The sequence below is a fragment of the Caulobacter sp. AP07 genome (genome assembly GCF_000281955.1).
GTDB lineage: Bacteria > Pseudomonadota > Alphaproteobacteria > Caulobacterales > Caulobacteraceae > Caulobacter.
Genome location: NZ_AKKF01000271.1, coordinates 1 through 3,670, shown reverse-complemented (window position 1 = coordinate 3,670; position 3,670 = coordinate 1). Strand labels below are relative to the sequence as shown.

3 protein-coding genes are annotated in these 3,670 nt (G+C 65.6%); 1 reads left to right on the top strand and 2 read right to left on the bottom strand.

Annotation, left to right across the window (positions count from 1 at the left end; translation table 11 throughout):
- Positions 1–486 precede the first annotated feature (486 nt).
- Positions 487–2,322 carry a translational GTPase TypA gene (gene typA, locus PMI01_RS23445; protein WP_035038049.1) on the top strand — a complete coding sequence of 612 codons (1,836 nt, stop codon included), beginning with the start codon at positions 487–489 and terminating at the stop codon, positions 2,320–2,322.
- A gap of 75 nt (positions 2,323–2,397) precedes the next feature.
- On the opposite strand, the gene PMI01_RS23440 is transcribed toward typA, so the two are convergent.
- Complete coding sequence (locus tag PMI01_RS23440; RefSeq protein ID WP_007675271.1) at positions 2,398–2,649, bottom strand: GlsB/YeaQ/YmgE family stress response membrane protein; 252 nt, start codon at positions 2,647–2,649, stop codon at positions 2,398–2,400.
- A gap of 63 nt (positions 2,650–2,712) precedes the next feature.
- Positions 2,713–3,670 (bottom strand): HlyD family secretion protein (locus PMI01_RS23435; protein WP_007675269.1); only part of this gene is annotated, 958 nt, incomplete at its 5' end.

Genomic DNA, 3,670 nt, shown 5'->3' with positions numbered 1-3,670 from the left:
CCTCTCTCAAAGAGAGAGGGTTCTTCGCCCCCTGGGTCCAGGCCAAAAAAAAGCCCGGCTCGAAAGCCGGGCAGTTCATTAGGGAGGAAACGCCCAGGAAGGGCAGAGGCGGCAGCGCCGCCTCACAGGTTGCTTATAGGGTGCGGTGCGAAATGCATCAAGCAAAATCTTCGACAACGCTGTCGGTTTTTCTGCCACGCCCCTCAGAAACCCTTTGCCGCGCAAGGGTCGGCGAACACTACCTGCAAAAGTTGGCCATTTTTTGCACTATGCTGCACTGCACAATTAGTTGCCAAAGAAACGACCTCCGTGCGCAACTTCCCAAAACCCCCTGAAATTAAGGGGTTTGTGACTGACACCGGTTTCCGCGTGAATCTGTTGTGCAGGGGTGGGGTGGATAAACGTCGCGCAGTCGCGTAAAAGCCGCGCGCCTGACGCGCGCAGCGTCAAACCTCATTTGTTCCTCCCCGAAAGTCCGCCTTCTCCATGTCCATGCGAAACATCGCCATCATCGCGCACGTCGATCATGGCAAGACCACTCTCGTCGATCAGCTCCTGGCCCAGTCGGGCGTGTTCCGCGCCAACGAGGCGACGACCGAACGCGCCATGGACTCCAACGACCAGGAGCGCGAACGCGGCATTACGATTCTGGCCAAGTGCACCAGCGTCCTGTGGAACGGTGAAGCGGGCGAAACCCGCATCAACATCATCGACACCCCCGGCCACGCCGACTTCGGCGGCGAGGTCGAGCGCATCCTGGGCATGGTGGACGGCTGCGTCCTGCTGGTCGACGCCGAGGAAGGCGTCATGCCGCAGACCAAGTTCGTGCTGACCAAGGCGCTGAAGATGGGCCTGCGCCCGATCCTCTGCATCAACAAGGTCGACCGCGCCCACGCCGATCCGGACAAGGTTCACAACGCCGCGTTCGACCTGTTCGCCGCCATCGGCGCCACGGACGAGCAGCTGGACTTCCCGCACATCTACGCCTCGGGCCGCGCCGGCTGGGCGACGATGGATCTGAACGTCCCCAACGACAACCTGGCCCCGCTGTTCGATCTGATCGTCCGCCATGTGCCGGAACCCAAGCAGATCGCCAAGAAGGACGAGCCGTTCCAGATCCTGAACGTGCTGATCGAATCCGATCCGTTCCTGGGCCGCCTGCTGACCGGCCGCATCGAGAGCGGCAAGGCCGTTCCCGGCATGGCCATCCACGCCCTGGACCGCGACGGCAAGGAAATCGAGCGCGGCCGCATCACCAAGGTGCTGGCCTTCCGTGGCCTGAAGCGTTCGCCGGTCGACGAAGGCGCCGAGGCGGGTGACATCGTCGCCATCGCCGGCATGTCCAAGGCCACCGTGGCCGACACCCTGTGCGCCCTGGACGTGACCGACGCCCTGCCGGCCCAGCCGATCGATCCGCCGACCATCTCGATGACCGTCTCGGTCAACGACAGCCCGCTGGCCGGCAAGGAAGGCGACAAGGTCCAAAGCCGCGTCATCCGCGACCGCCTGCTGCGGGAAGCCGAATCGAACGTCGCCATCAAGGTCACCGAGACCAGCGAGGGCGACGCCTATGAAGTGTCCGGCCGCGGCGAACTGCAGCTGGGCGTCCTGATCGAGAACATGCGTCGCGAAGGCTTCGAAGTGTCGATCAGCCGTCCGCGCGTGGTGTTCCAGAACGATCCGGAAACCGGCAAGCGCCTGGAGCCGATGGAAGACGTCATGATCGACGTCGACGACGAGTTCTCGGGCATCGTCATCGAGAAGCTGTCGCTCCGTAAGGCCGAGCTGAGGGACATGGGTCCGTCGGGCGCCGGCAAGACCCGCATCTCGCTGGTCGCCCCGTCGCGCTCGCTGATCGGCTACCAGGGCGAGTTCCTGACCGACACCCGCGGCTCGGGCGTGCTGAACCGCGTGTTCAGCCACTACGAGCCCTACAAGGGCGCCATCGACCAGCAGCGCAAGGGCGTGCTGATCAGCAACTCGGACGGCGAAACCGCAGCCTTCGCGCTGTGGAACCTGGAAGATCGCGGCACGATGTTCGTCGGCGCCGGCGAGAAGACCTATCTGGGCATGATCATCGGCGAGAACGCCCGTCAGGACGACCTCGACGTCAACCCGATGAAGGCCAAGCAGCTGACCAACGTCCGCGCCTCGGGCAAGGACGAGTCGATCCGCCTGACCCCGCCGCGCCGCATGACCCTCGAACAGGCCATCGCCTACATCGAGGAAGACGAGCTGGTGGAAGTGACGCCGAAGAACATCCGCCTGCGCAAGCAGGTCCTGAACCCGTCGTTCCGCAAGCGCCGCGTCAAGGAAGAATAGGCTTCACGCCTTTCCGGACAACAAATGGGCCGCCGTCCTTCGGGACGGCGGCCCTTTTTTGTCATGGACGAAGCGTCAACCGCGTTTCTTGAACAGGCCCAGGATGAACAGCAGCACGACCGCCCCGATCGTCGAGACGATGATGCTGCCGACCCAGCCCATGAAGTGAATGTTGAACATGTTGGCCAGGAAGGCGCCGATCAGCGCCCCCACCAGGCCGACGACCAGATTGGTCAGCAGGCCATGATTGCGACCCATGATCTTCTCGGCCAGCCAGCCGGCGAAGATGCCGATGATGATCGCGCCGATAAAGCCCACACCGTTCATGTCGTTGTCTCCCTAACAGCCAAGTTCCGACCAGAATGCGCGAGGGACCGCGAAGGTTGCGAGTCAATTCGCGGTATCGACCCGCGCCACCACGCTCATCCCCGGCCGCAGGCGGGCCACCCCGTCCTGGTTCGGATCGAGGACGATGCGGGTGGGCAGGCGCTGGACCACCTTGGTGAAGTTGCCGGTGGCGTTGTCGGGCTTGATCACCGCGAACTCCGAGCCGGTGGCTGGCCCCAGCCGCTCGACATGGCCGCGCAGCTTCAGCCCGCCCAGGGCGTCGACCTCGACCACCGCCGGCTGGCCGACGCGGATCTTCGCGGTCTGGGTCTCCTTGAAGTTGGCCGTCACCCAGGTCTGGCGCGGCACGACGCCCATCAGCTGGGTCCCGACGGCGACATATTGGCCAAGCTTGACCCCCACCTCGCCGACCGCGCCGTCCTCGGGGGCGCGGATGGTGGTGTTGGCCACGTCGATACGGGCCAGCTCGACCGCCGCCTGGGCGCTGGCCAGGGACGCCTGCAGCGACTCGCGATTGACCTGGGTGGTGGCCAGGGCCTGGCGGGCGATGTCGATATTGGCCTCGCTCTGGGCGACGCCGGCCGTGGCCTGGCGCAGGGCGACGGCCAGCACGTCGCGCTGGCTGGCGGCCAGCCAGCCCTTGGCCAGCAGCGGCTCGGCCCGCCGCAGGTCGACCTGGGCCTTGGCCAGGGCCGCCCGGCCGCTCTCCGCCTGGGCCTGGGCCAGGCGGATCTGGGCGGCGTTGGCGGTCTGGGCCTGGAGGTTGGCGTCCAGCGCCGCCTGGGCCGACTGCACGGAGGCCTGCGCCTGGGCCAGCTTCTGGCGGAAGATGCGGTCGTCGATCTGCACCAGCACCTGTCCGCCGGTCACCGGCTGGAAGTCCTTGACCGCCACCGCGACCACATAGCCGTCGACCTTGGGGGCCAGCAGGGTGACGTAGCCGCGCACATAGGCGTTCTCGGTGCTCTGGACCGTGCCGGTGAACGGCGGCAGCCGCCAC